The following is a 3,775-nucleotide window of genomic DNA, read 5'->3' as shown; positions in this document are numbered from 1 at the left end:
TTTAACATCTAGAAAAATTACAAAATTAATGGATTCAAGAGTAGATGTAATGATGCTAGCGGTAACTCTTAACTCTGATTATATTGGTAGATATAACTGGAGGGATACAGGAGAATACAACAGAATGCTAAAAGCGGGAAGCTTCAAAGGAAGTTCGCTCGTTTTGGTTGGCGCATCCCATACGCTAACAGATATAAGGGAGGGGGGAAATGAAAACAAAAAAGCGTTCCCTGCTTTTAAATATTTGAGTGCAAATTCAAGTATCGCGGTAACACCCAAAAGTATTATTGATGAATCAAGTGACTTTTTTGATACTTACAGAAATGAAACACCCATGTTGCCTGATTTTGGTGTGTGGGTTGAGGTCAAGCAAGATTCGGAAGTAGGTACTTTTTTAGTTCATGGCCCAGAAAGTCTGATGAGGGGGATATTTGGCAATATAGTTGAGGAGGTGCCAAGGAAGTTAGCCAGCATAGCCAAAAAACAACACTGTATTATCTCATGAATTCACTAGAGCCCTACTGCCAAGTTTACACCTATGACACAGGCAACAACCTAACCAACCTCTCACACCAAGCAAACAGTGGTGATTGGCAACAAACCCTTACCATCCACCCAAACAACAACCGTGGCACTGAAACTCAACAATCCACCAGCAACTTTGACGCCAATGGCAACCTGCTAGTCTTAAATAACATTGGTACCCTACATTGGCACTACAATAACACCCTTAACCAACTTACCAAAACAGACAAGAGTAACACCACACAATACTATGTTTATGATTACCAAGGCAATCGAGTCCGCACTGTGATTGAATCTGACCACCAAGTGCAAAGCCAAAGAGACTACCTACCCGCACTAGACCTCTCAATCAACCAAACAAAACAACAAAGCACCACCTTGCACATCGGCACTCACATCCTCAGCGAAAGTAGCAAAGACAATGCGCAAACTACGCGCCAAACCCGCTATCAACTCAACAGTCATCTACAATCCAACACCTTAGAACTAGATGACCAAGCCCAAACCCTCAGTTATGAACACTACTACCCCTATGGTGGCACTGCCATCATTGCAGGTAAAGACAAAACCCAAGCCCAACAAAAACGCTACCGCTACACGGGCAAAGAAAGAGACGACAGTAGTGGTTTATGCTACTACGGTGCTAGGTACCTAGCCCCTTGGTTGGCAAGATGGATAAGTCCTGATTCAGCGGGTGCAATTGCTGACTTGAATTTGTATGTTTATGTGGGCAACAATCCGCTTAAATATAGGGACCCAACAGGGCATGTTAAAGAAACACCTGAACAAGAAGCGATGGAAGAAGGTGCTGTGGGAGGGGTGATGGCTGAAAAATCAGAGGCTGAAAAACACACCACAATAGGCAAAAATATACCCTCAATTGATTTAACTCAAATGAAAAAGATACAACAAGAGGTTTTGCAATGGGGTATTTTTGAAGACCTAGGCAAGCTAGATTCTTCTAGCCGATTTTATGAGGAAGGTGGATCTGCTCATCCATCTCAAGAACATATTTCAATAGTAAAACATAAAGTAGGAATGTTGCGAGGCGATATAAGTACCCGTATTAAAAATATAAAGCGTAGCAGCGGTGTGTCTTTTTTAGCAGCCATTATTCAATTTAGCTTATCTGGTAAATTAAAAGACATGGTCTTTAAACAATATAAAGTCGCCAATTGTGGAGAATGTTCAGACATAATGTTGCATGAGTTAAATCGGCATTATCCTAATATGGCAGTAGAAACACTAGAAACATCTAAGCATTCTTTCAACTTGCTTAACCGTGATCAATCAACCCCTTTGCTAGAACCTGATAAATGGAATGCAGACACTTTGCTAATAGACACTTGGAATAAAAATACTTATATTAAAGGGGAGTTTATACCTGAATATTACCGTGCTCATATTGACTCTGGAGGTCAATTTATCAACATGCTAAAGTATCAAAAACGAATGACTATCAATATACTTAGAACCCCAACCAAAGAATAGAAAATGCAAAGGCATCCCAACGCAAGGATTTCAATACCTGATGATTAATACTTTAGAGCACTACCAACAAACCTACACCTACGACACAGGCAACAACCTGACCGCCCTATCGCACCAGGAAAACAGTAATAATTGGTAACAAACCATCTCCATTCACCCTAACAACAACCGTGGTACCGAAACCCAACAATCCGCATCTGACTTTGATGCCAATGGCAATCTATTAAATTTAAACCTTGAATTCAACTTTCAAGTGCAACGCATTCCATAGAAAATGTGATTATGAACAGCTACCAACACCTAAGCCCTGAAGAACGGGCATTAATTATGATTGAATATAATCAAGAGATGGTCTATTCGCTCTCATGGAGATATGTAGGAATATTTTACACCTGTCTAGAATAAAACAACAAACAAGCCGCTGTGCTATATTATGATTTCACTAGAACCTTACCAGCAAACCTGCACCTACGACACAGGCAACAACCTAATCAATCTATCACACTAGGCAAGCAGTGGTAATTGGCAACAAACCCTCACCATCCACCCAAACAGCAACCGTGGCACTGAAACCCAGCAATCCACCAGCGAATTTGACGCCAATGGCAACCTGCTAGTCTTAAATAACATTGGCACTACAACAACACCCTTAACCAACTCACCAAAGCAGACAAAAGCAACACTACACAATACTATGAGACCTTTGCATAAATAGGAACAATCATCAGAAACCCACTTTTCACCCACTTGGCGATTTTTTAAACCCAGCCTTAGCCCTGCTAGGACAAGGTTTAAAGAAATCACCAATTGGGCAAAAATTGGATTTTGCTAATCATTCCTATTTATGCAAAGGTCTCACTATGTTTATGATTACCAAGGCAATCGAGTCCGCAGTGTGGTTGAATCTAACAATCAAGTACAAAGCCAAAGGGATTACCTGCCTTTATTAGACCTATCAACCAACCAAGCAAGCAAAGCAACAAACCAGCACCCTACACATCGGCACCCACATCCTCAGCGAAACTATAGAAAGCAACACCCAAACCCACTACCAACTCACCAGCCACCTACAATCCAACACCTTAGAGTTGGACAACAAAGCCCAAACCCTCAGTTATGAACACTACTACCCCTATGGTGGCACCGCCATCATTGCTGGCAAAGATAAAACCCAAGTGCAACAAAAACGCTACCGCTACACGGGTAAAGAAAGAGACGACAGTAGTGGTTTATTCTACTACGGTGCTAGATACCTAGCCCCTTGGCTAACGAGGTGGATAAGCCCTGATTCAGCAGGTGCGGTTGATGGTTTGAATTTGTATGTTTATGTGAATAATAATCCCCTTAAATACACAGACCCGACAGGACAGGACAGGACAGGACAGGACAGGACAGGTTGAAGTTTATCCGATGGATGGAGGCAAACCTTATGAACTAGATGTATTAAGTCCAATTGAAAGCACTTATCGCAACGATAATTTGCTTTATTATCCTGAAGCCTATCAAAGATTACAAGAGACAGTTAGGGGTGATCCCGAGCTAACTTTACTAGATAGCAATACACATTTTACTATAATATCAAATAAGCCCTTGAAAATTCAAGCAGAATTTACATTAGCAGAAGAAGGAGGGGATAATATAAATGCAACACAAGTAATACCAAATTCAAAAAACAACAATACTATAAGTAGTGTATAATAATCATTTTTTTCACCAACAAAACAATGCCAAAAAGAATTCAACTACCTGATGATTTTTA

General features: G+C 40.7%; 5 protein-coding genes. All 5 read left to right on the top strand.

Going from position 1 to position 3,775, the window contains the following annotated elements; translation table 11 throughout:
* Positions 1-505, top strand: a 505-nt coding sequence (locus tag BBROOKSOX_RS09435; protein WP_218973722.1) for a hypothetical protein, incomplete at its 5' end; no start/stop codon positions are given.
* Positions 502-2,016 (top strand): RHS repeat domain-containing protein, encoded by a 1,515-nt coding sequence (locus BBROOKSOX_RS09430; RefSeq protein WP_139661363.1) that lies wholly within the window; start codon positions 502-504, stop codon positions 2,014-2,016. The genes BBROOKSOX_RS09435 and BBROOKSOX_RS09430, both read left to right, overlap by 4 nt.
* A gap of 844 nt (positions 2,017-2,860) precedes the next feature.
* Positions 2,861-3,136 (top strand): hypothetical protein, encoded by a 276-nt coding sequence (locus tag BBROOKSOX_RS12265; protein ID WP_257607844.1) that lies wholly within the window; start codon positions 2,861-2,863, stop codon positions 3,134-3,136.
* The gene (locus BBROOKSOX_RS12260; RefSeq protein WP_257607843.1) at positions 3,105-3,416 is read left to right on the top strand and encodes an RHS repeat-associated core domain-containing protein; all 312 of its coding nucleotides are present in this window, start codon (positions 3,105-3,107) and stop codon (positions 3,414-3,416) included. The genes BBROOKSOX_RS12265 and BBROOKSOX_RS12260 overlap by 32 nt, the downstream gene beginning before the upstream one ends.
* A 10-nt stretch (positions 3,417-3,426) precedes the next feature.
* A complete protein-coding gene (locus tag BBROOKSOX_RS09415) occupies positions 3,427-3,714 on the top strand; it encodes a hypothetical protein (RefSeq protein ID WP_139661361.1) in 288 nt (95 codons plus the stop codon).
* Positions 3,715-3,775: the final 61 nt, after the last annotated feature.

Source organism: bacterium endosymbiont of Bathymodiolus sp. 5 South (assembly GCF_900128535.1).
Classification (GTDB): domain Bacteria; phylum Pseudomonadota; class Gammaproteobacteria; order PS1; family Pseudothioglobaceae; genus Thiodubiliella.
This window is presented reverse-complemented; position numbering and strand designations above follow the sequence as displayed.